The sequence below is a fragment of the Actinoplanes sp. NPDC051475 genome, from assembly GCF_040689425.1.
GTDB lineage: Bacteria > Actinomycetota > Actinomycetes > Mycobacteriales > Micromonosporaceae > Actinoplanes.
On record NZ_JBFAZZ010000001.1, the window covers coordinates 108,566 to 131,249 of the forward strand.

A 22,684-nucleotide genomic window follows, 5' to 3' on the forward strand; every position below is an offset into this window, starting at 1 on the left:
CCTCGCGGTAAGCGGTCCCGGGGCGGGGCCGAACGGACCGGTGTAGCTCGCCAGGTCTTCGAGGAGGCAGCATGTCGGTCGGTTCGGTCAGCGCCAGCACGGTCTCGACCGCGTACCTCGGGTCGGCCGACACCGCCGCCGCGAAGAAGGCGCCGGAGACGGGCGGGGAGTCGACGATCGCCGACCACGTGGCGGCCTCGGACGAGCTGGAGCCCACTCGCAGCGGTTCCGCCACGCAGGGCACGCTGGTCGACACGTACCTCTGAGGTCACACCTCGCAGCCGGCCAGCGCGAGGGTCGCGCCCAGGCCGTTGGAGCGGCCCGGTTCCGCCGCCGGGAGGACCAGGGCCGCGCAGCCGGCCTGCACCGCGCCCGCGTCCGCGGGGCTGTCGCCGACCATCAGCGTGCGCTCCGGGTCGACGCCCAGCATGCCGCAGGCGCGCAGGAAGATCGCCGGGTCGGGTTTCGTGCGGCCCACCTCGTAGGAGAGCGCGAACGCGTCGATGAGGGTGTCCATGCCCCAGGCGGCGAAGTGCGGGCGGATGTCGAAGCCGATGTTGCTCACCACGCCGACCTTGACCCCGGCGTCGCGCAGGACGCGCAGGGTCGGCAGTGTGTCCGCGTACGGGAGCCAGCCCTGCGGTCCCAGGAGCCGGTCGTAGAGGGCGTCCGCCAGCCCCTCGACGTCCGTGCTGACCGTCTCCGCCAGGCCTGTGTAGGCGGCTCGGTGGCTGTGTTCGTACAGGTCGCGGTCGGCCCAATGCTCGGCCAGGTGGATCGGGACCCGGCGCGGTAAGGGGCCACCGGCGCGCCCGGCCGTGACCAGGCGGTCGGCCAGGATGGTGGCCTTGCCCCGGTCCAGCTCGGTGCCGCAGGCGGCCGCGGCGGCGATCACCCAGGCCACCGGGTCCTCGACCTGGGCCAGCGTGCCGTGGAAGTCGAAGAGCACGGCGTCGACCTGGCGGCGCGACGGGGGAGCGGTCGAATCGGCGGCATCCGTCACGCCGTGCACGATACCGAGGCGCCGCGACGCGGTTGTCGGCAACCGCCCGGCGAGCCATGACCTTCGTTGTGTCGTACCCACGCATTAGCCTTGTGGTCATGACGAGCCCCGCCGAACGCTACGCGGAGTCGAAGAGGCGGGCGGCCCGGGTGGCCGAGTTCCCGGCCCTGGAAGACTTCATGCTGGACGTCGGCTTCGACCTGGACGACTTCCAACGGCAGGCCTGCGAGGTGCTGGAGCGCGGCAGCGGCGTGCTGGTGTGCGCGCCGACCGGCGCCGGCAAGACGGTCGTCGGCGAGTTCGCCGTGCACCTGGCGCTGCGCTCCGACGGCTCCGGCCGGCGCCGCAAGTGCTTCTACACGACGCCGATCAAGGCGCTCTCCAACCAGAAGTACCACGACCTGGTGGAGCGCTACGGCGCCGCTCAGGTGGGCCTGCTGACCGGCGACAACGTCATCAACGGCGACGCGCCCGTGGTCGTCATGACGACCGAGGTCCTGCGCAACATGCTCTACTCGGGCTCGGCCAGCCTGCAGGGTCTCGCCTATGTGGTCATGGACGAGGTGCACTACCTGGCCGACCGCTTCCGCGGTGCGGTCTGGGAGGAGGTGATCATCCACCTCCCGGCCTCGGTCACCCTCGTCTCGCTGTCCGCGACGGTCAGCAACTACGAGGAGTTCGCCGACTGGCTGGTCACCGTCCGCGGTCAGACCGAGGTCGTGGTGAGTGAGCACCGGCCGGTGCCGCTGTGGCAGCACATGCTGGTCGGCAAGCGGATGTTCGACCTGTTCCACGACGCCGACGCGGCCCGCAAGCACGACGTCCACCCGGAGCTGCTGCGCTACACCCGCGAGATGCTGCGCCGGCTGGAGCTCACCGACCGCACGGCGGGGCCGGGCTGGCAGAACCGCGGGGGCCGGTCCCGGCGCTGGCAGCCGCCGCCGCGCGCGGAGGTGGTCGACCGGCTCGACCGGGCCGGCCTGCTGCCCGCGATCCTGTTCATCTTCAGCCGGGCGGGCTGCGACGCCGCCGTGCAGCAGTGCCTGGCCGGCGGCCTGCGCCTGACCGACTCGGAGGAACGGGCCGAGATCCGCACCATCGCGCAGGCCAAGGTGGCCGGCATCCCGGCCGAGGACCTGTCGGTGCTGGGCTACTGGGAATGGCTCGACGGGCTGGAGCGCGGTGTCGCCTCGCACCACGCGGGCATGCTGCCGGCGTTCAAGGAGGCCGTCGAGGAGTGCTTCGTCCGCGGCCTGGTCAAGGCGGTCTTCGCGACCGAGACCCTGGCACTCGGCATCAACATGCCGGCCCGCTGCGTGGTGCTCGAGCGACTGGTGAAGTTCAACGGCGAGGCCCACGTCGACCTGACCCCGGGGGAGTACACGCAGCTCACCGGCCGGGCCGGGCGCCGCGGCATCGACGTCGAGGGGCACGCCGTGGTGCTGTGGAGCCCCGAGGTCGACCCGCGGCACGTCGCCGGGCTGGCCTCCACCCGCACCTATCCGCTGCGCTCCAGCTTCCGGCCGTCGTACAACATGGCCGTCAACCTGGTCGGCTCGGTCGGCGCCGAGAAGTCCCGCGACCTGCTGGAGTCCTCCTTCGCGCAGTTCCAGGCGGACCGCTCGGTCGTCGGGCTGGCCCGTCAGGTGCAGCGCAACGTCGACACGATGGGGGACTACGGCAAGGACGCCGCATGCCACCACGGCGACTTCGACGAGTATTTCGCCATCCGGGTGGCCATCGCAGACCGGGAGCGGGCGCTCGCCAGGCAGGGCGTCTCCCAGCGCCGGTCGGCGGCGGTGTCCTCGCTGGAGCGGCTCCGCGTCGGCGACGTCATCCGGGTCCCGCAGGGCCGGCGCGCGGGCCTCGCGGTCGTGCTGGAGCCGCCCTCCGGCGGGTTCGGCGAGCCGCGTCCGCTGGTGCTGACCCAGGACCGCTGGGCCGGTCGGGTCGGGCCGGCCGACTTCCCCGGCGCGTTCGACGTGCTCGACCGCGTACGGGTGCCGAAGCACTTCAACCCTCGCTCGCCCGCCCACCGCCGCGACCTCGCCGCGACGATCAGCGCCACCGGCCTGGACCGGCACGACGGGGCCGCCGGTCGCCGTGGACGCAACCGCGGCGAGCCGGGGGAGGACGCGGAGATCGCGCTGCTCAAGGTGCAGCTGCGGCAGCACCCGTGCCACGCCTGCGCGGACCGGGAGGAGCACGCCCGGTGGGCCGAGCGGCGGCACCGGCTCGAGCGCGACACGGAGGCGCTGCGCGAGAAGGTCGCCGGGCGTACGGGCTCGCTGGCGCGGACGTTCGACCAGGTCTGCGCGGTGCTTACCCAGCGCGGCTACCTCACCCCCGAGGGCGAGGTCAGCGACGCCGGGCGGATGCTGGGCCGGATCTGGACCGAGGCGGACCTGCTGGTCGCCGAGTGCCTGCGCCGCGGCCTGTGGGAGGACCTGCAGCCCGAGGAACTGGCGGCGGCGGTGTCCATGGTGCTCTACGAGTCCCGCCGGGAGGGCGACGAGCGCGCGTCGGTCCCCAAGGGCGCTACGACGGCCGCGGTGGACGCCTGCCAGAAGCTGTGGGCGGAGATCGAGTCGCAGGAGGCGGCGCACGGGCTGTCGCTGACCCGCGAGCCGGATCCCGGGTTCGTCTGGCCGATGTATCGCTGGGCCCGCGGTGAGCCGCTGGCGCGGGTGCTCGCCAGCGGTCACAACTACGAGTCGGACATGCCGGCGGGTGACTTCGTCCGGTGGGCTCGGCAGGTGCTCGACCTGTTGGCGCAGCTGAAGGACGCATCGGCGGCCTCGCCGGGCGTGCGGGAGGCGGCGCGCAAGGCGATGACGGCGGTGAACCGGGGGGTTTTGGCCTACCAGACGGCACTCTGACGCGCGGCCGGCGGCGCCGAGCCGCCGGCCGCCTGAGCTCAGTCCGCGGTTTCGATGCGCAGGGGCACCTGCATCTCGGTGACCCACTTGTCGAAGTCGTCCGGCGGGCAGTCCAGGTACACCTCGCGGGCGAAGCCCGGCTCGATCGCCCGATGGCCGTTGTCGTCGATCCAGTCTGCGATCTTCTGCCCCGTCCGGAACGCCTCCGACATCGAGCCGTGGTGCAGGGCGGTCGCCGCCTGCCCGACCGGCGGGAGCGTGACCACCTCGAGCCCGGTGCCGGGGCCGACCTCGGCCGTGCCGATCGGGAACGCCGCGTGCACCGTGATCGTCTCGTCGTCCGGTTCGGACGGCGCCGGCTCGTACCAGGCGATCGGCGCGCCCGTCATCGCCACCCCGTGGCGTTCCATCAGCTCCATCAGCCGCGGGTAGAGCGGGCTGAGATTCTCCGTGATCGACGTGGGGTGGTCGTAGCCCGCCGCCGTGCCGGACAGCTGCACCACCCGCATCGCCGGGATGTTCTTGAGGACGACGTCTGCGGTGTTCATGTGTCCCTCGCTCTCGATCATGCGGAGGCGCGCGTCGACCTGGGCCAGGCGGGCGGTGTCCTGCCGCATGCGCGAGGACAGCTCGGCCCGGCGCAGGCGCAGCATGCCGCGCAACTCGGCGGTGTCCACCTTCTCGTCGATCAGGGTCTGCACCTGTTGGAGGCTGAAGCCCAGGTCCTTCAGGGCGATCACCCGGTTGAGCAGGCGCAGCTGCGCGGCGGTGTAGAAGCGGTAACCGCTGTGCGGTTCGACATGGGCGGGACGCAGCAGGCCGATGGCGTCGTAGTGGCGCAGCATGCGAACCGACACCCGGCCCAGGCCCGCGAACTCTCCGATACTGAACATGGTCGCCTCAGCTTCCGCTCTGACACTGTGTGAGGGTCAAGCCGCTCAGCCGCTGTCCCGGACCGTCAGCGTGTGGGGGACCACGATGCGCCGGGCCGGCGCGGCGCGGTCGCCCGAGATGCGGTCGGCCAGGCAGGCCAGTGCCTCCCGGGCGATCGCCGCCTTGTCCGGCGTGACCGTGGTCAGCGCCGGCGTCGCGTATCGGCCGTCCTCCACGTCGTCGAAGCCGACGACCGCGAGATCATCGGGAATGCGCAACCCCGCGCGCAGGGCGGTCTGCATCGCGCCGAGGGCGAGCTGGTCGCTGAAGCAGAAGACGGCGTCGACCGCCGGGCCCGCGTCGAGCAGGTGCCGCATCGCGTCGGCGCCGTCCGCGCGGTGCAGCCGCTGGACCGCGATCTCCAGCTCCGGGTCCGCGGGCATCCCGGCCTCGGCCAGCGCCTGCCGATAGCCCTCGACCCGCCGCGCGGCGGTGCCGTTCTCCAGGTGCGGCTGCAGGCCGATCGCGGCGATGCGGGTGCGGCCGCGGCCGATGAGGTGCCGGGTCGCGTCGCGGGCCGCCGTGACGCTGTCGACCGCGACGTGGTCGAGCAGGCCGTCGGCGTCCTGCTCCCCGAGCAGCACCAACGGTACGGCGTCCGGCCGCCGCCGCAGCTCGGCGGGCGACAGGGCCCACGGGCTGAGCACCAGGCCGTCGACGACCTGGCCGCGGACGCCGCCGAGCAGCCCGCGTTCGTGCTCCGCGTCGCCGCCGGTCTGCTGGACCAGCAGCATCCAGGAGCGTCGCTCGGCCTCCTCGGCCAGCAGGCCCGCCAGCTCGCCGAAGTAGGGCGAGGCGATCTCCGGTATGGCCAGTGCCACCAGCCCGGAGCGGCCGCCGCGCAGGTGGCGGGCGGCGGCGTTGGGCCGGTAGTTCAGCTCGTCGATCGCGGCCTGGACCCGGGCCCGGGTCTCCGGTGCCACCAGGGCGAAGCCACTTACGACGTTCGACACCGTGCGGATCGACACCCCGGCCCGCTCGGCCACCTGACGCAGGCTCGCGCTCATGGTGAAAACCTTACCGGCCCATATTGCAACGTGGCATGCAACGTTGCAACGATGACCGCATGACGGACAGTGGAGCAGCGGCGAAGGCAGCGATCTACCAGGACGGCATCACGGCGTGCCGGGGCGCGTTCAGCGCCGAGTGGGCCGACACCATGCGCGAGGACATCGAGAAGGCCTTCGCGGAAGCGATCGCCCGGCCCGGCGGCGCCGTCGGCCGCGGGCCGCGGCGCTACTACGTGGAGATCCACCCCGAGCAGCTGCGCGGGTTCGTCGACCTGGTGACCCATCCCTGGGTGACGTCGGTGTGCGAAGCGGTGCTCGGCCCGGATTACGTGATCGTCGAGCTCGGCTTCGACATCCCGTTCGCCGGCGCGGTCAACCAGCCGTGGCACCGCGACTTCCCGATGCCGGAGATCACCCGTACGGCGGGGGTCCTCGACTCGCTCGCCTTCAACCTCACCGCGGTGGACACCGAGGAGGACATGGGACCGTTCGAGATCGCCCCGGGCACCCAGTTCGACGACGAGCCCGAGTTCGGCCACGGCATGTTCCCGCCGAAGCCGTTCTACCCCCGCTACGAGGAACGCGCGGTCCGCAAATACCCCCGCCGCGGCGACATCTCGGCGCGGTCCGCCCTGACCATCCACCGCGGCACCCGCAACGAGTCACAGAAGTCGCGGCCCGTCCTCGTCCTCGGCGTTGACGCCCCCGGCGGGATCAACGGGGACCGGCACGACACGGCCGTCACCCGCGGGTACTGGGAGACGCTGCCCCAGCAGGTGCGCGATCACCTGCACTGCCCGGTCGTGGACGTCCTCACGCCGATCACGCAGAAGCACACCATCGAGGGGCTGGTCATGGGCGAGGCCTGAGTGTCCGAGATCCGCTACGGGCGTTGATCAAGGTGTGAGAATCCTCGCGGCTGTCATGGCCGTCCTCCTGGTGACCGCCGTCCCCGGACCCGCCCGCGCTGACTGGAATCATGACGCCGGAAGCCCGTACGGGAACTGGTACAACCCCACTGACCAGCCGCCCACGGGCACCCGCCTCGTGCGGAGCTGGTCCGTGCAGCTGCCGTCGGGCCAGGCACAGTGCACCGGGCCGGTGAACGCGCCGGTCGTCGCCGGTGGCCGGGTCATCGTGCGGACCGGCCACAGCATCGACGCGTACACGCCGGCCGGCGGAAAGCTGCTGTGGCGCTCACGGCTCAACCACTGGGGACCCCGGCCCACCGACCGGGAGTGGGCCGGCCGGCTGGCCGTGGCCGGCGGTCGCGTGCTGATGCTCAGCACCAGCTGCCGGCACCCCGAATCGGACCCGGCCTACCTGACCGCCATGGACGAGCGGACCGGCGCGCGCAAGTGGCGGCGCAAACTGGACGTGTACGCCACCGACCTGGTCGTCGACAAGGGCGTGGCCGTGGTCAGCGCCGCCTGGGGGACCGGAGTCAGCGTGACCGCGTACCGGATCACGGACGGGAAGCAGCTTTGGCGCCGCACCGACGGATACGCGGGCGCGGTGTCGAGCCTGGGGCGGGTGCTGGTCACGCGGGCGAACGGGCGGGGCGCGTACGCGAAGAACAGCGTGACCGGAAAGACTCTCTGGACCACCACCGCGTCCGTCCGGGCCGTGGCCGCCAACCCGGGCCTCTTCATCGTCCGGAGCAACGGCAAGCTCAGCGCCGTCAACGCCGCGACCGGGAAGGTCCAGTGGACCGGCCTCCCGGTCGGCCTCTTCACCCTGAGCGGCAACGAGATGTTCCTGTCCCTGGAGACGACGATGGAGGTCTACGACTACGGCACGGGCACGCGGCTCCGCGGATTTCCCGTCCGGTACGGGCAGCCCCTTCTCGCCGGCGGCCTGATCTACGTGTGGCAGTCGATCTACGACGCCGCGACGGGCGCGCAGGTCATGACCATCCCCGCGAAGGACGGTCTCCTGGCCCACCCGGTCGTCTGGGATGGTCGCGTCTACACGGTCGAGCCCGGTGAGGTGTTGCGTTCCTTCGTGTTCCGCTGAGCCCGGTGCGGCAGGATGGACCCGTGCTGAGCGATCTTGATCTGGCCCGGGAGGCCGCCCACACCGGTTCGGCCGTCGCGCTGAAGCACTTCGCCGCGCTGGCCGACCTGCCCCGCGAGGTGAAACCGGACGGCAGCCTGGTCACCGCCGCCGACCGGGAGACCGAGGTCGCCATCCGCGAGCTGCTGAGCCGCGAACGCCCCGGCGACGCGCTGCTCGGCGAGGAGGGCGGGGCGGCCGGCGAGGGCCGGCGGCGCTGGATCGTCGACCCGATCGACGGCACGGCCCAGTTCCTCGCCGGCGACGACCGGTGGCTCGTGCTGGTGGCGCTCGAGGAGGACGGCGCCGTCGTCGCCGCGGCGGCCGCGGAGCCCGCGCTGGGCGCGCTCTGGTGGGCGAGTCGCGGTGGCGGTGCCTTCCGCTCGGCCCTCGACGGTACGGGGGAAGCACCCGTCACCGTCGCCACGGACCGCGCGGACGTCCTGGAGGGCGCCCGCCTCGGCGTGGTTCCGGCCCCGCCCAACTACCTGGAGTCCGACCGGCTGATCGCCGCGCCGCTCGCCGCCCGGGCGACCGCCGTCGACTGGGACGCCCACGCCCCGCTGCTGGTCGCGAGCGGCGGCCTCGACCTGGCGGTGCAGACCCGCGGTCAGATCTGGGACTTCGCGGCGACCTCCCTGATCGTCACCGAGGCCGGCGGCGCGTACGGCGGCGTGGACGGGATCCGGGGCCCGCAGGCCGGGACGTCGCTGTTCGCCCGGAGCCCGGCCCTGTGGGAAGAGGCCCGCCGGGCCCTGTGGGGCTGAGGACGCTCGGCGCTGTGGGGCTGAGGCCGGGGGCTGTGGGGCTGAAGGGGTTCAGGAGCGGGCGGCGAAGACCAGGGCGGCCGCCGCGCCGAGCGACAGGACGACGCTGAGGATGCCCAGGACCCGGCCGATCAGCGCCGGGCCGACCCCGTGCGCACCGCGGCCACGCGTGCTCAGCACGATCGCCACGATGCCCAGGATGCCGCCGATGAAGCAGAAGGACATCGGGACCGCGAACAGCCCGAGGATCAGCGCTGCGCGTCCGGCGTTGCGGTCCGGCGGCGCGGGCGGCGCGGCGTTGCGCGGATCCCATTGCAGGCTCGGTGGCAGGTCCTGCACCTGGGCGAGCAGGTCCGACGCGTACGTGGCCGTGCTCACCGCGACGATGCGGGTGTCGTAGTCGGGTTCGGGCACGTGGCCCTCGGCGAGCGCCTGGTTCAGCAGGTCGATCACCTGGGTGCGGTGCACCGTACCGATGCGCTCGTCCTTCATCGCGGCCCGACCGTATCGCGTGGCCGGGCCGCTCCGGGCGGATATCGACGGCTCTCGACGCGGTCAGGCGGGGGCGTGCAGCGTGACCGTGGTCCAGGCGCCGACGTGCACCCGGTCGCCGTCGGCGAGGGTGCGGGTCTGGCCCGCGGTCAGCGGCTTCGGTTCGTCGTTGAGGTACGTGCCGTTGGTCGAGCCGAGGTCGGAGAGCAGCCACACCCCGTCCACGCTCAGCGTCAGCAGCGCGTGGCTGTGCGAGACCCCCGGATCGTCGTCGGCGAGGTCGATCTCCGGGTCGGTGCCCTTGGAGGTGCTGCGCCGCCCGATGCGGATCTGCGGCGGCGGCAGCGCGACCGTGCGGGTACGGGTGTCGGCCGGGAACTCGACCCCCTCGATGGCGTTGGCCTCGAAGTATTCGCGGTCGGCCGCGATCGTCGCCGTCCAGGCCGCCGCCGGGGCCGGGGTGGGGGCCGACGGGGCGGCCAGGACGGGGACCTTTCCGGTGCTGTGGTCGAAGCCGCAGTCCTCGCAGAACCGGCCGGTTCCGGCTCGCGGCGCCCCGCAGTGCGGGCACGGCTCACCCGGGACGGCACCAGCAGCGGCGGGCGCCGGGGATGCCGCGGGCTGCGACGCGGCGGCGCCGCCGATGCGGGCACCGCACGTGTCGCAGAAGTCGTCCGTCGTGGACGCGTGACCCTTGGGGCAGGCGTACGTGGTCACTGCGCCCGTCCCACCCGTACCGTCTTCGTCGAGCGGGTGTCCAAGGCCATCTCGTCCGCCGCCTCGACCTTGCGGCGCAGCCGGACCGTGCCGGTCGCCGCGTCCTCGATCTCCACCACCGTCGCGAGCAGCTCCTCCGTGGCCTTGTTGCCGCTCTCGTGCGCGAGCTGCGCGGCCCGGCCGAATTTGAGGGTCGCCGTCCGGTCGTCGCCGGCCTTGCGGGCCTCGATGCCGGCCTGGATGGCGTCGGCCAGCTCGGCCTGCCCGGTGTAGTGGGCGACCTGCCGGTTGATCCGGGTCGACAGAGCGGCGTCGTCCGTCCACACCGCACGGACCAGGGTCTGGGCGTGCACGTCCTCGCCCTCCACGACGGACACCCGGGCCGCGAGCATCTCGTCGCCCGCCGCGCCCGCGGTCACGTCGATGCAGACGTGGTAGTCGCGGCTCTCCGAGCCCCAGCTGCCCAGCGGATAGCGGGCGGCGCGGGGGCCGTCCTCCGTACGTTTGCCGGTCAGGTCCACCACCTGGGGCTCGACCTGCTTGACGAAGCGGACGGTGGAGTTGACCGGGGTCCAGACCTTGAGCTGGACGTCGGCGCTGGTCTTGCCCATCGCCGCGGTCATCATCTGCTCGAACGCCGCGGCGAGGTCCTGCGGGCGGGCCACGATGTCCACCGTGCCGAGCATCGCCGTGGCGACTTTGCGCAGCTCGGAGACCTGCCAGTTGGTGCCGACGCCGCGGCAGTCGCAGGTGAACGTGCCGCCGATCTCCTGCAGCACGCTCTCCAGGTAGCCCTTGTACTCGCCGTTCTCGCCGTCGGTGAGCAGGATGGCGTGGGTGATGTCGCCGGGGCGCTGGGCGAACAGCTGGTGGGCAAGCTTGAGCCAGGCGCCCATCGCCGTACCGCCGTTGGCCTGGAGCCGGTCGATGGCGCCGACCGCCTGCGCGCGGGTCTCGGCGGTGGCGACCGCGAGCTGGCCGGGGGCGGGGAAGAGCTGCTGTGCCGTGCTGACGCCGGCGATGATGGCGAAGCGGACGCCGTCGTCGATGCAGTTCACGGCGGCCTTCGCGGCCTGCCGCGCGGCGACCATGCGGCCCTCCGCCTGCATCGAGCCGGAGCAGTCCACGATGATGATCTCGGTCGCCCCGGCGGTGCGCCGCCCGCCCTCGGCGCCGGACGAGGTCACGGTGACGATCGCGTTGACCTCGGTCGCGCCCAGGGCGAGGAACTCGTTCTGGAACGCCTCTGCGGTGTATGCCATGGGCTCTCCCTCAGTTGATCGGTACGAGGACGACGGTGATGTTGTCGGCGCCGCCCTGCTCGTTGGCGAAGGCGGTCAGCGCCCGGGCCGCGGCGAGCAGGTCCGGTGCTTCGCGTACGGCGCGGCGCACGGTCTCGGCGAACGCGGCCGGTTCGGTCAGGTAGTTCCACAGGCCGTCGCTGCAGAGCACGAGCAGGCCGGGGCGCTCCACCTCCAGCGTCGCCGTCCGGGGCTGCACCGGCCCGGCGTCGGCGCCGAGCCACGCGGTGATGGCGTGCGCCTTGGGGTTGTTCCAGGCCGCCTGCGGGTCGGCGCCGAGCGCGATCGCGTGCGTCGCCCACGAGTCGTCCTCGGTGAGCTGCTCGGCGTCGCCTTCCTCGGGGATCCAGTACGCGCGGCTGTCGCCGACCCACCCGTACCCGATCTCCGATTCCCGGACGCAGGCGGCGACGATCGTGCAGGCGGGGTTGGACGCGGCCCGGCGCGGATCACCGGTGCCGGCCAGCTCCGCGACGACCTCGGCCGCCGCGGTGATCGCGGCGGCGACCTGCGCGGCCGGGTCGGTGGTGGCGGCGGCCAGCACCTTGCCCGCGGCCTCGGCGGCGGCCTCGGACGCGACGTCGGGGTCGAACGAGGCGGAGACGCCGTCGCAGACCACGGCGTCCACATCGGACCCGCGAGCAGCCAGCCACATCGCGTCCTCGTTGCGGTGGTGGCGCAGCCCGCGGTCGGTCACCGCGGCGGCGACGGCACCCGCCTCCGCCTCGGCGTGGTCGCGAGGCCGGCCGGCGAGGATGCCGCACGTGCCGCAGTAGCCGTCCGCGCCCACCGCCCCGGCCGCGCCGCAGGCCGCGCAGTCCGTGCCGGTCGCGGGCTCGGCGCCGGTCGCGAGCGCCTTGCCGCAGTTCTCACAGAAAGCGGCGCCGGCGGCCCGCTCGTCGGCGCACGAGGCGCAGTCCTCGATCATGTACGGGTCCTCGGTCGGGAGGTGTTGGCAAGGTCGACGAGGCGGATCTTCTCCTCGCCGTGGGCGGCACGGGCCATCTCCCGGTACGCCCCCTCGAGCGCGAACCGCAGCTCCCGCTCGGGTGCCAGGCCGTCGCCGGGCTTCCCGAGCACCGCGGCCGGAACCGGCGACCCGCCGCGCTGGGCGGTGAGAGCCTGCTCGAGCAGTTCGGCGCGCAGGGCGGCGAGCTGGGCCGCCTCCATCTCGAGGCGCTCGATCAGCGCGGCCGCGGCGGCGAGTGCGGTGACGGCCGCCGGGGCCGTCGGGTGCGGGCGGACCAGGGCGCGGACCGCCCCCACCTGCGAGCTGCGGTATGCGGCCGATGTCCCCGGCACCCGGTTGTACGCCTCCACCGCGCCGTCGCGGTCCCCGGCGGCGAGCCGGCACCGGGCCAGCCCCGCCGCGGCGGTGGTGTACGCGGGATCGGTACGGCTGACCACGTCGTAGTAGCGGGCCGCCTCTTCGTGCTGCCCGGCCAGCTCCAGGCTCAGCCCCAGCGCGAGCTTAGGCGCGAGCTCACCGGGCAGCGCCGAGAAGACGGCGTCGAACTGGTCCCGTGCCCGGCTCAGGTCGCCGGACGCGAGCGCGAGCATGCCGTCGTACCAGGCGATGCGCCAGTCGCCGCCGAAGCTCGCGTTCATCGCGTCGCGCAGCTTGGCCGCCTCGGCGAACGCGTCCGGCCCGAGGTCGATGTACGCCCGCATCGCCCGCAACTGCACCTCGACGGTGTGCTCGGGCGCCCGGCCGAGCAGGGCCAGCACCTCGGCCGGGTCGGTGACCGTGACCGAGGCGAGGAACGCGGCGGCCGGGTCGGTCAGGTCGATCATCGGCGCGGGCAGGAAACGCCAGTTCGGCTCGTCGCCGCGGGCGTCGGTCCGCATCTCACCGGTGAACAGCCGCGACGTGGCCGGATGCGGCTCCCCGCCGGCGGCCAGCACCTCGCGCAGCACGCCCAGCATCTGGTCGGTCATCTCACCCGCGTCGACGAACCGCTCGCCGGGGTCCGTACGGGTGGCGCGCAGCAGCAGGCGGTGGAACGACTCGTGCTCGCGGTAGACGTCGAACTCGCCCCGCTCGGGCAGGCTGTCCTTGAACGTCGTCTGGTGGCCGCGGAAGTCGGTGGTCAGCACCGCCAGGGTGCGCCCGATGGTGTAGAGGTCGCTCTGGATGGACGGGCCGGCGTGGGCCATCTCCGGCGCCTGGTAGCCGACCGTTCCGTACAGCGCGGCGTCGTGGTCGTCGACGTGCACCACGCCGCCGAGGTCGATGAGCTTGACCTGGTCGCCGGTCTGGATGACGTTGTCCGGCTTGAAGTCGCAGAAGATCAGGCCCCGGTCGTGCAGGTAGCCGAAGGCCGGCATGATCTCCAGCACGTAGGCCAGCGCCTGGTCGACCGGCAGCGGGTCGGGGGAGCCCTTGGCGGCGAGGCGGTCCTTGAGGATGCCCTTGAGCGACTCGCCGCCGACGTACTCCATGACGATGTAGCCGGCGCCGTCGTGCTCGACGAAGTTGTAGATCTTGACGATGTTCGGGTGTTCGACCTCGGCCAGGAAGCGCCGCTCGGCGACCGCCGCGGCGAGCGCGTCCTCGTCGCCGGAGTTGAGCAGGCCCTTGAGCACCACCCAGCGGTCCGAGACGTTCTTGTCCACGGCCAGGTAGATCCAGCCGAGGCCGCCGTGGGCGAGGGCCCCGACCACCTCGTACTGGCCGCCGACGAGGTCGCCCTTGCCCAGCTTCGGCGTGAAGTTGAAGGCCTCGCCGCAGGAGGGGCAGAAGCCGGAGGTACGCCCGGGACGGTCGCCGCGGGAGCGCCCGACCGGGTTGCCGCACTTGCCGCAGTACCGCTTCTCCTCGGGCACCTCGGCCACGGGCATGACCGCCGTCGCCGGGTCGCGCGCGGGCAGCGGTGCCACGTCGACCAGGCCGCCGCCGAACCGCCGCCGACGGCTGCCGGTGCGGGCGCTTCCGGTCCGCACCGACCCACTGGTGCGGGTGGACAGTGCTCCCGTGCGTACCGATGGGGCGGTCGCGGTGCGCGGGCGCGGTGCCGCGGCGTCCGCCTTGAGCGGGGCCATGCCGCAGGTGTCGCAGTAACCGTCCTGAATGGTGCCCGGACAGTCGCGCTGGCACTTCATCTACCGGCCTCCCTCGAGGTCGTGAGCGCGGAGACCGCGTCCTGGTACGCCGCCACCGCAGCGCGTGCCGCGTCGAGGTCGCACGGCGCGGTGTAGAGCGTGTCGCGGGCCCGCTCGGCGAGCGGCGCGAGCGTGGCGTCCTCGGCAAGCCCACGGCTGCCGGCCTTGGCCCGGTACGCGTCGAAGCGGCCCCGCAGCTCGTTGCGGGCGGCCAGCATCGCCGCGTTGCGGGTGGCGGCGCCCTCCAGGGCCGCGAGCCGTTCGCGGGCCGCGCGGGTCCAGGCGGCCAGCCGCGGGCTGATCAGCGCCCACTGCCCGGCGGCCGCCAGGGCGTCGATCGCGGCGAGGTCGGGGCGCAGGTCCGGGCCGGCCACCGTGGCGACGGCGGCGTCGTCGAACCGCCCGGCGACGGCCTCCCCGGCGGTCGCGGCGGTGCGTGCGGCGGCGGTCAGCCGGTCGGCCAGCGCGTGCGCGTCGGCGAGCCGCTGCCCGAGCGCCTCCCGGAGCTCGGTGGCCGAGGTGCGCTCGGCGTCGGCCCGGTCGGCGAGCGCGCGGACCGCGTCCAGCGCCCGCTCGTCGCAGCCGAGGGGATCGGCGGCCAGCGCCGCGGTGAAGTCGCCGAGGCGCCGGTCGGCCTCGTCGAGCGTCGCGGACCGGGTCAGCGACCGCAGGTGGGTGATGCGAGCGGCAGCGTCCGCGGCGGCCGGCATCAACCGGTGCCACACGTCGCCTGCCCGGGTCGCGACGTCCACCGCCGTGCGGAACGCCGCCTCCATCGCCGACAGCAGCTCGGCGGGGGAGCAGGTGGTGGTGACCTTGCCGGCGCCGAGCAGTCCCCGCTGGGCGAGCGGCACGGTGGTCGTGGACAGCGTGATCGAGCGGCCGAGGACCTGGTCGATGTACGCCGACCGCTCGGCGTCGGTGAACCGCCGCTGCCCCCGCGCCGCCCGGGCCGAGGTGATCAGCGCGGTCAGCATCCCGTAGCCGTCCCACAGCTGGGTCAGCGCGGTGGTCGCGTCCGCCCACGCCGCAGCCGTGGCGCCGGTCAGCGGGCCCTTGTCGAGGTCCTTGCGGGCGCTGTTGTCGTCGAGGTCGACCAGGTTGGCCGCGACCGCCGCGGCGGCGCTCTCCAGCCGGGAGAGCTCGGCGTCCGCGCGGGCGAGCAACTCGGGAAACGGGGCGGTCATCGTGGTGTCAGCCCTTGTACTCCGCCACGGGCGGCTTCGGCGCCGGGCCGAGGTCGCCCAGCCACCGCTCGTACGTGCGCTTCCACGTGCCGTTCGCGCGGTTCTTCGCCAGGACGGCGTTGACGAAGGCAGTGAACTCGGGGTGCTCCTTGGAGATCGCCATGCCGTACGGCTCGGCGGACAGGGGCGGGCCGACGACCTTCACGAACGGATCCTGCGCGGCGAGCCCGGCCAGGATGGCGTCGTCGGTGGAGATGGCGTCGACCTCGTTCTGCTGGAACGCCACGAGGCATTCGCCGAAGGTGGGGCGCGCCACCGGGATGGGCTTGCTCTTGGCGGCGACGATGCCGTCGTACGAGGTCGAGCCCCGGGCCGCGCAGACCTTCTTCCCGCCGAGGTCGTCCATGCCGCGCAACGTCGAGGTGGAGGAGACGAGGACCTTCTTGCCGGCGTCGTAGTAGATGCTGGAGAAGTCGACGTCCTTCCACCGGGCGCAGTTCGCGGTCACCGTGTTCGCGACGAGGTCGACGGAGCCGTCGTGGGCGGAACTGATGCGTTTGTCGTACCCGATGACCTTGATCTGGATCTTGTCCGGGTTGCCGAAGATGGCCTGGGCGATCTGCCTGCCCATGTCCACGTCGAAGCCCTCGATCTGCCCGGTGATCGGGTTGCGCGAGCTGAACAGCAGCAGGTCCTGGCCGGTGCCCAGGACGAGCCGGCCACGGTCCTGGATCGCACGCATGTAGCTGCCCGGCGGCATCTTGCCCGGCTCGGGCAGGGTCTTGAGCGGAGGCAGGCTGGCGCGCGGATTGCAGGAGGTGTCGGGTGCCGTGCCCGGACCGGCCGGTGCTGTAGCCGCGGCGGACGGGCCGGCGGCCTGGCGGGGCAGCGGCGACGAGTCGCCGGAGCAACCGGCGGCGGCGAGCACGCTCAGCACGGCGGCGACGGCGGCGGCGACACGGGTACGCATCAGCGGTACTCCTCGAGGCGGGCGCGGATGCCGACGGCGGCCAGGACGCAGAGCACCAGCGCGAGCAGCGGGCCGAGCACGGTGAGCAGGCCCAGGCCCCGGCCGGCACCGTGGATCTCGTCGGTGAACACGGTCTTGCGGTTCTCCAGGCCCCGGCCGAGGCCGTCGGTGAGCGTGGTGAAGTCCCGGCCCGTCGCTTCGCTGATGGCCAGCTTGACAGCGCCGTCGTAGTTGCCGCCGTTGTCCAGTTCACGCACCTTGTCGTGGGCGATCACGTAGTCCCGGTGGCCGTCGGTGGCGGAGTCCGCGTCCCGGCCGATGCCGTCCAGCAGCCCGGTGAGCTGCCGGCTGGTCTCGTCGAAGTCCTTCTCCTGCTCGCCCTCGCCGGCGCGGGCCGCGAGGGTCAGGGCCTCGTCGCCGCGTTCGCGCAGGGCGAGGATCCGTGCCTCGGCGAGCTTGGCGACGGGCTGCGAGCCGTCCGAGTCGGCGCTCGCGAGGTGGGCGCGCTGACCGGCGAGGACCACGGCGGTGGTCAGGATGAGCAGCAGCGTCACCCCGGTGGCGGCCAGCAACGGGACGTTGAACGTGCGGTTCGTGGTCCAGCTCAGGTGGCGCTGGGCGAGCACGAGCGCCGCGAGCAGGCCGAGCAGCAGCACCACCAGCAGCGCCGTCCACCAGGAGCTGCGGGCGTTGGAGTAGCCGGCGTCCACCTCCTGCTGGGCGCTGCGGAACAGCGCCTGGGCCTGCGGCTGCAGCGAGTCCCGGCTCAACTGCGAGGCGGTGGACAGGTACGAGGCGCCGACCGGCAGACCCTGGCGGTTGTTGGCGCGGGCGCTGGCGACCAGGCCCGAGTAGCGGGGGATGTCGGCGGAGAGCGCGCTGATCGCGTCGGCGGCGGGGCCGTCCGCGGGCGTACGCCGGGCCGCGGCCGTCAGCGCCGTGGTCGCCCGGTCGAGGTCGGCCTCGTAGCGGCGGGTGAGGTCGGCCGGCTCCAGTCCGCCGGCGAGGAAGGCCTGGGCGGCGGTGGTGTCGGCGTCGGCGAGCGCCGAATAGATCGTCTCCGCCTCCACGAGCAGCGGCTGGGCCCGCTCACCGAGGTCATCGGTTCCCCCGCGGGCCGAGGCGGCGGTGATCCCGGCCACGAGCCCGGTCAGCAGGCCGAGCACCACCAGCAGGGAGAGGATCAGTTGCAGGCGCCCCGGAGACGTGTGGCGCAGGCGCCCCACGCGATGCAGGACCCCGCCCGCCGCCGGGGCCGCGGGCGTCAGCGCCGTCGTGGCCCGGTCGAGCTGGCCTGTGCTCAAGCTTCCTCCGTCGATGCCGTGCGTGGTGGAACGCTCACATCCGCCACTGTGCCGCACCCGCGCAACGATCTTCGCAGGCCTGCGACCGGCAGAGTGTACGCAGCGGAACGCGCCCGCGAGGTCCTCCCCGCGGGCGCGTCCGGTGGACGTCAGGACAGGGCGCGCTTGAGCAGCTTCCCGGTCGCCGTCATGGGCAGCGAATCCACGAACGCGACGACCCGCGGGTACTTGTATCCGGCCATCTGCTCCTTGCCCCAGGCGACCAGCTCCTCCTCGGTGATCGTGGCGCCCTCCGTACGGATCACGTACGCCTTGATCTCCTCGCCGTGGCTGGGGTGGGGCACCCCGATCACGGCGGCGAGCGAGACGGCCTCGTGCGTCATGAGGACCTCCTCGATCTCGCGCGGGTAGACGTTGAAGCCGCCCCGGATGATCATGTCCTTGGCGCGGTCGACGATGTAGTAGAAGCCGTCCTTGTCGCGGCGGGCCAGGTCGCCGGTGCGGAACCAGCCGTTGTTCATCACCTCGGCCGTGGCCTCGGGGCGGTTGTAGTAGCCCCGCATGATGTTGTGGCCGCGGATGGCGATCTCACCGATCTCGTCCACGCCCTCGACGGTCTGCCACGACTCGTCGATGAGCTTCACCTCGACCCCCCAGATGGGGATGCCGATGGAACCCGGGCGAGGCTCGCTGTCCGGATCGCTGAACGTGGCCACCGGCGAGGTCTCGCTCAGGCCGTACCCCTCGAGGAGCTGGACCCCGAGCCGGGCCTTGACCTCCTTGATGATCTCCAGCGGGAGGCTGGATCCGCCGCTCACGGCGACCCGCATGTTCCGGGCGATCCGGTCCACGTCGACCCCTTCGGAGAGCGCGTTGAGCAGCCCCCAGTACATCGTCGGCACGCCTGCGAAGAAGGTGACGTCCTCGGTCTCGAGCAGCTTCACCGCCCCGGCGGCCTCGAAGCGGGGCATCAGCACCAGCGTCGAGGCCGAGGAGAAGCCGGCGTTCATGTTGACCGTCGAGCCGAAGGAGTGGAAGAGCGGCAGCACGAGCAGATGGGTGTCTACGCCCGGCTGGGTCCGGAACAGCCGGTTGCAGGTCAGCGCGTTGAGCACCAGGTTGGAGTGGCTCAGCTCGGCGCCCTTGGCCTGCCCCGTCGTGCCGCTGGTGTAGAGGATGACGGCGGGGTCGGTCTCGGCGGCGAGCACGGTCTCGAAGACCGGCGACTGCCCGGAAAGGGCCTGCCCGAGCGTCTCCGCGCCCTCGATCGGTGACGGCGCCGCCGCGTCGGCGGTGATGAGGAAGAAGTGCTCGCAGCCGTCGGCCTGGCCGAACCCCGCGTGGCCCTCGGCGCCCATCGGCAGCTCCGGCGTGCCCTGGAAGCAGAGGTACGCCTTCGCCTGCGAGTCGGCCAGGTGGTAGGCGACCTCCCGGCCCTTGAGCAGCACGTTCAGCGGCACCACGACGGCGCCGGCCTTGAGGATGCCGTAGTAGGCGACCGGGAAGTACGGCAGGTTGGGGCAGGACAGTGCGACCTTGTCGCCCGGCCGGATCCCCCGCGATACGAGCAGGTTGGCGACCTGGTTCGCGGCCGCGTTCACCTGCGCGTACGACAACCGCTGGTCACCCAGGACCACCGCCGCGCGCTCCGGATAGTGCCGGGCGCTGTCCTCCAGGAACACGGAGAGGTTGAGCATGCGTGAGACTCCTCGATGAATCGCGGGTGACGACGATTCCGATCCCAGCACGCCCGGGGGCGCGGGTGAACCCCCGTTCCGGTCGCGTTTCGCCGGGAAGGTAGACCCAGCACTACTCTCCCCGGTGCGGGCCGCCGGTAGCGTCACTGGCCATGCCGCCCCGCAACGCCCTGGACGCGCTCACGATGCGCCCGACCCGGTTCCTGGTCTCCTCGTGGCCGTGGCGTTCGCTGGCGTACCTGACCGGCGGTGCCCTGATCGGCTTCGCCACCGTCTTCGTGGTGCTCGGCCTGCTCGGCGCCGGGCTCGTGCTCACGGTCGTCGTCATCGGCGTCGCCGGCTACCTGGCCACCCTGTTGTCCGGGGTCGCCGTGGGCCGTCTGGAGCGGTGGCGGATGCGGCTCATCGACCGCGACGCCCTGCCCGACCCGCACCGGCGGCCGCCGAAGCCCGGGCTGCGAGCCTGGCTGCGGTGCCGGCTGCGGGAACAGGCCACTTGGCGGGAGCTCGGCTACACGATGGTGTCCGCACTCGTGCTCTGCTGGATGGACGCGGCCGTCGTCTTCGCCACCCTGTACGTCCCCGCGGCACTCCTCTTCGCCCCCGTCTACATCCACGACCAGCCGCTGTCGCGGACCGTGCCGCTGATGCTGTTCGCGCCCCTGGCGTTCGTCATCGCCGCGTATCCGGTGACGGCGTGGGCCGGTGCCCGCGCGGCGATGGCCCGCGCGATCCTCGCCCCGCGCAGCCACGACACGAACGCCGAACTGGTGGAGCTGACCCGCTCGCGGGCCCGGCTGGTCGACGCCTTCGAGGTGGAACGCCGCCGCATCGAACGCGACCTGCACGACGGCGCCCAGCAGCGCCTGGTCGCCCTCAGCATGCAGCTGGGCCTGGCCCGGCTCGAGCTGGCGCCGGGCTCACCGGCGGAGCTGTCCGTGGCCGCCGCCCAGGACCTCGCCAAGCAGGCCCTCGCCGAGCTGCGCGAGCTCATCCGCGGCGTGCACCCGAAGGTCCTCACCGACCGCGGCCTGGTCGCGGCCGTCGGCGAGGCGGCCGGCCACGCGCCGGTCCCGGTCGACCTCGAGCTGCGGCTCACCGGGCGGCTGCCGGAGGCGGTCGAGGTGGCGGCGTACTTCGTCGTCGTCGAGGCGCTGGCGAACGTGGCAAAGCACAGCCGGGCGTCCCGCGCCGTGGTCAGCGGCGGGGTGCAGGGCGGCCGGCTGCGCCTCGACGTCCGCGACGACGGGCGCGGCGGCGCGGACCCGCAGCGGGGGACCGGACTGGTCGGGCTGGCGGACCGCGTGGCGGCGGTCGGCGGCAGCGTCGCGATGTCCAGCCCGCCCGGCGGGCCCACCCTCGTCCACGTGGAGATCCCGTGCGAGTCGTGATCGCCGAGGACGGCCTCCTCGTCCGCGAGGGCATCGCCGGGATGCTCCGCCGCTTCGGGCACGACGTGGTCGCCGCCGTTGCCGACGCCCCCGCCCTGCACGCCGCCGTCGCCGCGTACCGGCCAGACGTGGTCGTGACGGACGTCCGCATGCCGCCCGGTTACAGCGACGAGGGACTCCAGGCGGCGATCGCCCTGCGCGCCGCCGACCCCGACCTGCCGGTGCTGGTGCTCAGCCAGTACGTGGAGCAGACGTACGCCGCCGAGCTGCTCGACTCGAGCCGCTCCCCGGGCGTCGGCTACCTGCTCAAGGACCGCATCGGCGAGGTGACCGAGTTCGTCGACGCGCTGGAACAGGTCGCGGCCGGGCGTACCGTCGTCGATCCGGAGGTGGTCCGGCAGCTGCTCGGCCGCCGCCGCGATCCGTTGCGGCGCCTCACCCCGCGGGAACGGGAGGTGCTCGCTCTGATGGCCGAGGGCCGCTCCAACACGGCGATCGCGCGCACCCTCGTGGTCAGCGAGGCGGCGGTCGCCAAGCACATCGGCAGCCTGCTCGCCAAGCTCGACCTGCCACCCGACGCCGACGACCACCGCCGGGTACGCGCCGTGCTCGCCTACCTGCGCAGCTGATCCAGCACGAGCGGATCGATGCGGCCGGCAACGATGCGCTCCTCCAGGTTCTCGATGCCGGCCCAGGAGGCCAGGGCCGCGTCCAGCTCGGCGAGCGACGGCCCCGCCGGATGCCCGGCCGCGGCCAGCCGCTCCCGCACCTCGGCGCCGACCGGGCCCTCGAGGTCGAGCAGGGTCGCGGGATCCGGGCGCTCGAAGTACAGGGTGTGCATCTCCAGCAGCCGGGCCAGCTCCGTCACCGGAGCGGGATGGTCGTCGACGCGCAGATCCACCACGACGTCGCTGGTGCCGCCGTACCCCATGCCCTTCGCCACCACCAGGAGAGCAGCACTCTGCCGTCCCCGCCGGTCGCCTCCCGCCTCGTCCCCGGCACGCAGCGCGGCCAGCAGCCTGTACGCCAGCCGCCCCTGATCGGCGTTCGCCAGCCATGCCGCCCGCATCCCGTCGACCACCTGCGGGCCGGCCAGCATGTTGCCCTGGATCGCGAAGCCGTCGCCGGCCGTGCCGCCCGCCCAGTCGTGGCACGCCGTACCCGTGAAGGTCGCGCCTTCGCCGGTCGTGCCAACGACGCCGACCTGACGATGGTCCACCGGGCCGGCGTCGGCCGCGATGAGCGCGGCCACGGTCCCGGTGGCGGCGACCCCGGTGCCGAGCAACGCCAGCGCCTGCGGGCGGTAGGCGAGGTTGGCGTAGGACTGGGTCGCGACCGCACCGACGTCGGCGAGGGCCGCCGGCACCGCCGCGCCGGCCCCCAGGAACTTGCTGGCCACGGCGACGCCCAGAGCCCGGCCGTCCGCCGAGCGCGCCACGATCGAGAACGTCATGGGGCGCACGCTATCGGAGTATCGCGTTAGGCTGGAGAGTGAGCCTTACACATCAGGAAATCTTCCAACGGTACGTGTACGCCGGCGCGATCAGCCGCGACCCCGACGCCGTGGCGGCGATGTTCACGCCCGACGGCATCTTCGAGGCACCGCTCGTCCCGGCCGACCATCCACTGCCCCGCCGCCTGGAAGGCCGCGAGGCGATCCGCGCAGGCGTCGGCGCCTACCACACCTACCCCGCCTTCCAAGGCGCGGTGGACGTCGCCCGGTCCCGCTACGTCCTGCATGAGACGGCGGACCCCGACGTGTTCATCGCCGAGACCGACACCGCCTTCGTCGCAGCGGAGGCGATCTCGCTCGTGCAGATCTTCCGGATCCGGGACGGCGAGATCGCCCTGCTGCGGGACTACTTCGCGGCGTGAG

The 22,684-nt window shown here is 73.1% G+C and carries 21 protein-coding genes; 8 read left to right on the forward strand and 13 right to left on the reverse strand.

Features of this window, described 5'->3' with window-relative positions; all coding sequences use genetic code 11:
- The first annotated feature begins 71 nt into the window (after positions 1 to 71).
- Positions 72 to 266 carry a hypothetical protein gene (locus tag AB0368_RS00550; RefSeq protein WP_366151600.1) on the forward strand — a complete coding sequence of 65 codons (195 nt, stop codon included), beginning with the start codon at positions 72 to 74 and terminating at the stop codon, positions 264 to 266.
- A 2-nt stretch (positions 267 to 268) separates the two neighbouring features.
- On the opposite strand, the gene AB0368_RS00555 is transcribed toward AB0368_RS00550, so the two are convergent.
- Positions 269 to 1,012 (reverse strand): HAD-IA family hydrolase, encoded by a 744-nt coding sequence (locus AB0368_RS00555; RefSeq protein ID WP_366152368.1) that lies wholly within the window; start codon positions 1,010 to 1,012, stop codon positions 269 to 271.
- A gap of 89 nt (positions 1,013 to 1,101) precedes the next feature.
- Between AB0368_RS00555 and AB0368_RS00560 the strand changes: the two genes are divergently transcribed.
- The gene (locus tag AB0368_RS00560; RefSeq protein WP_366151601.1) at positions 1,102 to 3,882 is read left to right on the forward strand and encodes a DEAD/DEAH box helicase; all 2,781 of its coding nucleotides are present in this window, start codon (positions 1,102 to 1,104) and stop codon (positions 3,880 to 3,882) included.
- A 38-nt stretch (positions 3,883 to 3,920) separates the two neighbouring features.
- Here AB0368_RS00560 and AB0368_RS00565 read toward each other — a convergent pair whose 3' ends face one another.
- Both AB0368_RS00565 and AB0368_RS00570 read right to left on the reverse strand, forming a co-directional pair.
- Positions 3,921 to 4,775 carry a MerR family transcriptional regulator gene (locus AB0368_RS00565; protein ID WP_366151602.1) on the reverse strand — a complete coding sequence of 285 codons (855 nt, stop codon included), beginning with the start codon at positions 4,773 to 4,775 and terminating at the stop codon, positions 3,921 to 3,923.
- A 45-nt stretch (positions 4,776 to 4,820) separates the two neighbouring features.
- Positions 4,821 to 5,822, reverse strand: coding sequence for a LacI family DNA-binding transcriptional regulator (locus tag AB0368_RS00570; protein WP_366151603.1), 1,002 nt, complete (start codon positions 5,820 to 5,822; stop codon positions 4,821 to 4,823).
- A gap of 59 nt (positions 5,823 to 5,881) precedes the next feature.
- Here AB0368_RS00570 and AB0368_RS00575 point away from each other — a divergent pair, with 59 nt between their 5' ends.
- From AB0368_RS00575 to AB0368_RS00585, 3 genes are read left to right on the forward strand one after another with little or no spacing between them, the layout of a single operon-like run.
- The gene (locus AB0368_RS00575; RefSeq protein ID WP_366151604.1) at positions 5,882 to 6,694 is read left to right on the forward strand and encodes a phytanoyl-CoA dioxygenase family protein; all 813 of its coding nucleotides are present in this window, start codon (positions 5,882 to 5,884) and stop codon (positions 6,692 to 6,694) included.
- Positions 6,695 to 6,749: 55 nt separating this feature from the next.
- Entirely contained in the window at positions 6,750 to 7,841 is a 1,092-nt protein-coding gene (locus AB0368_RS00580) for a PQQ-binding-like beta-propeller repeat protein (RefSeq protein WP_366151605.1), read from the forward strand.
- Positions 7,842 to 7,864: 23 nt separating this feature from the next.
- Entirely contained in the window at positions 7,865 to 8,647 is a 783-nt protein-coding gene (locus tag AB0368_RS00585) for an inositol monophosphatase family protein (RefSeq protein WP_366151606.1), read from the forward strand.
- A gap of 51 nt (positions 8,648 to 8,698) precedes the next feature.
- Here the strand turns inward: AB0368_RS00585 and AB0368_RS00590 are convergent, their stop codons facing one another.
- From AB0368_RS00590 to AB0368_RS00630, 9 genes are all read right to left on the reverse strand, one after another.
- On the reverse strand, positions 8,699 to 9,139 hold the full coding sequence (locus tag AB0368_RS00590; protein WP_366151607.1) for a DUF1707 domain-containing protein: 441 nt from the start codon (positions 9,137 to 9,139) through the stop codon (positions 8,699 to 8,701).
- A 63-nt stretch (positions 9,140 to 9,202) separates the two neighbouring features.
- Positions 9,203 to 9,856, reverse strand: a complete 654-nt coding sequence (locus tag AB0368_RS00595) for an FHA domain-containing protein (RefSeq protein WP_366151608.1) — start codon at positions 9,854 to 9,856, stop codon at positions 9,203 to 9,205.
- Entirely contained in the window at positions 9,853 to 11,118 is a 1,266-nt protein-coding gene (locus AB0368_RS00600; protein WP_366151609.1) for a VWA domain-containing protein, read from the reverse strand. Before AB0368_RS00600 ends, AB0368_RS00595 begins: the two co-directional genes overlap by 4 nt.
- Positions 11,119 to 11,128: 10 nt before the next feature.
- Positions 11,129 to 12,085, reverse strand: coding sequence for a protein phosphatase 2C domain-containing protein (locus AB0368_RS00605; protein ID WP_366151610.1), 957 nt, complete (start codon positions 12,083 to 12,085; stop codon positions 11,129 to 11,131).
- Positions 12,082 to 14,259: a tetratricopeptide repeat protein gene (locus AB0368_RS00610; RefSeq protein WP_366151611.1), complete on the reverse strand. Its 2,178-nt coding sequence runs from the start codon at positions 14,257 to 14,259 to the stop codon at positions 12,082 to 12,084. The genes AB0368_RS00605 and AB0368_RS00610 overlap by 4 nt, the downstream gene beginning before the upstream one ends.
- Positions 14,256 to 15,446, reverse strand: a complete 1,191-nt coding sequence (locus AB0368_RS00615; protein ID WP_366151612.1) for a hypothetical protein — start codon at positions 15,444 to 15,446, stop codon at positions 14,256 to 14,258. Before AB0368_RS00615 ends, AB0368_RS00610 begins: the two co-directional genes overlap by 4 nt.
- Before the next feature lie 7 nt (positions 15,447 to 15,453).
- Entirely contained in the window at positions 15,454 to 16,416 is a 963-nt protein-coding gene (locus AB0368_RS00620) for a glutamate ABC transporter substrate-binding protein (RefSeq protein ID WP_366151613.1), read from the reverse strand.
- On the reverse strand, positions 16,416 to 17,720 hold the full coding sequence (locus AB0368_RS00625) for a hypothetical protein (RefSeq protein ID WP_366151614.1): 1,305 nt from the start codon (positions 17,718 to 17,720) through the stop codon (positions 16,416 to 16,418). Before AB0368_RS00625 ends, AB0368_RS00620 begins: the two co-directional genes overlap by 1 nt.
- A 149-nt stretch (positions 17,721 to 17,869) precedes the next feature.
- Entirely contained in the window at positions 17,870 to 19,417 is a 1,548-nt protein-coding gene (locus tag AB0368_RS00630) for a long-chain fatty acid--CoA ligase (RefSeq protein WP_366151615.1), read from the reverse strand.
- 152 nt (positions 19,418 to 19,569) lie between these two features.
- On the opposite strand from AB0368_RS00630, the gene AB0368_RS00635 reads away from it, so the two are divergent.
- The gene (locus AB0368_RS00635) at positions 19,570 to 20,808 is read left to right on the forward strand and encodes a sensor histidine kinase (protein ID WP_366151616.1); all 1,239 of its coding nucleotides are present in this window, start codon (positions 19,570 to 19,572) and stop codon (positions 20,806 to 20,808) included.
- A 41-nt stretch (positions 20,809 to 20,849) separates the two neighbouring features.
- Entirely contained in the window at positions 20,850 to 21,437 is a 588-nt protein-coding gene (locus AB0368_RS00640) for a response regulator transcription factor (RefSeq protein ID WP_366152369.1), read from the forward strand.
- On the opposite strand, the gene AB0368_RS00645 is transcribed toward AB0368_RS00640, so the two are convergent.
- A complete protein-coding gene (locus AB0368_RS00645; RefSeq protein WP_366151617.1) occupies positions 21,422 to 22,261 on the reverse strand; it encodes a DUF1028 domain-containing protein in 840 nt (279 codons plus the stop codon). The two genes, AB0368_RS00640 and AB0368_RS00645, sit on opposite strands and share 16 nt — an antisense overlap.
- Before the next feature lie 38 nt (positions 22,262 to 22,299).
- Here AB0368_RS00645 and AB0368_RS00650 point away from each other — a divergent pair, with 38 nt between their 5' ends.
- Positions 22,300 to 22,683: a nuclear transport factor 2 family protein gene (locus tag AB0368_RS00650; RefSeq protein WP_366151618.1), complete on the forward strand. Its 384-nt coding sequence runs from the start codon at positions 22,300 to 22,302 to the stop codon at positions 22,681 to 22,683.
- Position 22,684 lies beyond the last annotated feature (1 nt).

What these genes read in the sequence shown, in the direction of transcription:
- AB0368_RS00565 (WP_366151602.1), bottom strand. Translation starts at nt 4,775, where the DNA reads ATGTTCAGTATCGGAGAGTTCGCGGGCCTGGGCCGGGTGTCGGTTCGC.
- AB0368_RS00550 (WP_366151600.1), top strand. Translation starts at nt 72, where the DNA reads ATGTCGGTCGGTTCGGTCAGCGCCAGCACGGTCTCGACCGCGTACCTC.
- AB0368_RS00620 (WP_366151613.1), bottom strand. Translation starts at nt 16,416, where the DNA reads ATGCGTACCCGTGTCGCCGCCGCCGTCGCCGCCGTGCTGAGCGTGCTC.
- AB0368_RS00615 (WP_366151612.1), bottom strand. Translation starts at nt 15,446, where the DNA reads ATGACCGCCCCGTTTCCCGAGTTGCTCGCCCGCGCGGACGCCGAGCTC.
- AB0368_RS00590 (WP_366151607.1), bottom strand. Translation starts at nt 9,139, where the DNA reads ATGAAGGACGAGCGCATCGGTACGGTGCACCGCACCCAGGTGATCGAC.
- AB0368_RS00645 (WP_366151617.1), bottom strand. Translation starts at nt 22,261, where the DNA reads ATGACGTTCTCGATCGTGGCGCGCTCGGCGGACGGCCGGGCTCTGGGC.
- AB0368_RS00560 (WP_366151601.1), top strand. Translation starts at nt 1,102, where the DNA reads ATGACGAGCCCCGCCGAACGCTACGCGGAGTCGAAGAGGCGGGCGGCC.
- AB0368_RS00635 (WP_366151616.1), top strand. Translation starts at nt 19,570, where the DNA reads ATGCCGCCCCGCAACGCCCTGGACGCGCTCACGATGCGCCCGACCCGG.
- AB0368_RS00610 (WP_366151611.1), bottom strand. Translation starts at nt 14,259, where the DNA reads ATGAAGTGCCAGCGCGACTGTCCGGGCACCATTCAGGACGGTTACTGC.
- AB0368_RS00605 (WP_366151610.1), bottom strand. Translation starts at nt 12,085, where the DNA reads ATGATCGAGGACTGCGCCTCGTGCGCCGACGAGCGGGCCGCCGGCGCC.
- AB0368_RS00600 (WP_366151609.1), bottom strand. Translation starts at nt 11,118, where the DNA reads ATGGCATACACCGCAGAGGCGTTCCAGAACGAGTTCCTCGCCCTGGGC.
- AB0368_RS00575 (WP_366151604.1), top strand. Translation starts at nt 5,882, where the DNA reads ATGACGGACAGTGGAGCAGCGGCGAAGGCAGCGATCTACCAGGACGGC.
- AB0368_RS00570 (WP_366151603.1), bottom strand. Translation starts at nt 5,822, where the DNA reads ATGAGCGCGAGCCTGCGTCAGGTGGCCGAGCGGGCCGGGGTGTCGATC.
- AB0368_RS00640 (WP_366152369.1), top strand. Translation starts at nt 20,850, where the DNA reads ATGCTCCGCCGCTTCGGGCACGACGTGGTCGCCGCCGTTGCCGACGCC.
- AB0368_RS00580 (WP_366151605.1), top strand. Translation starts at nt 6,750, where the DNA reads ATGGCCGTCCTCCTGGTGACCGCCGTCCCCGGACCCGCCCGCGCTGAC.
- AB0368_RS00630 (WP_366151615.1), bottom strand. Translation starts at nt 19,417, where the DNA reads ATGCTCAACCTCTCCGTGTTCCTGGAGGACAGCGCCCGGCACTATCCG.